1 protein-coding gene is annotated in these 775 nt (G+C 40.1%); it reads right to left on the bottom strand.

Features of this window, described 5'->3' with window-relative positions; genetic code table 11:
- The coding region (locus AC4IFT_RS22330; protein ID WP_490752920.1) for a DUF6708 domain-containing protein at nt 1-614 on the bottom strand (614 nt) is incomplete at its 3' end.
- Nucleotides 615-775: the final 161 nt, after the last annotated feature.

Here is a 775-nt window from a genome sequence, read left to right as displayed (position 1 = left end):
CGGCGAACAAACTCCCAAAAACGCAACACCTCCTCTTTATAGAGGGAGCACATGCTGACGCTGAATGTGTCAACCACCCGCAGTTTTTCATCATCGAGAATATGACCGAACAGATACCACGTTTTCGGGCTGAAGCCATCGGGTTTTTCTTGGCGCAGGGTAAAATAGATATTTTGCCACGGAATAGTTTGCACCGTGCCATTAGTGCGAAAAAGGTGAACAAGCTGTTTTTTACGATTAAAACGAATAGGGTAGTGAGTATAAATAAAACATTCGATTTTGAGTGCATAAAGCATAAATAATAAGACAGGGGTACCAATGGTAAGCGGGAACCAATCAAAGCCTAAAGGAGAAAAAAATGTATTGACTAACATATAAAGGATAAAAGTAGAGCAAAATAAAAGAGTTAACGTTATAAAGCCTCTCTCTTTATAGTGAGCATCAGCCACCTCTAAAAAAGTGGAGTTTAATTTGATGACGGATAAATCACTCATTAAATCCTGTTGCTTCATACGTTCAATGGGTTGCCCTTGACGTAAATGGTTTGCCAAGTCCTCATAATCTAAAAAGCGATCAATCTTAAGTGGAACGTTAATTTCTCTGATTTTTTTCATTATCTATCCGTATGTTACCATTATCATTTCCCGCGTTTTTGGCTTACGGCTTTTCTGTCTGCGTAGCGCCAAAAAAGTAAGTGTCGCCAATGCCATGACATATCAACACTGTGGCAATCAAACTGATACGGATCCGCATCGTCAATTTGGCACAGGGCCTC

The sequence above is a fragment of the Providencia sp. UF-183 genome (assembly GCF_058246155.1).
Note: the sequence above shows the minus strand (reverse complement) of the source record. Positions and strands in the feature narration are given on the sequence as shown.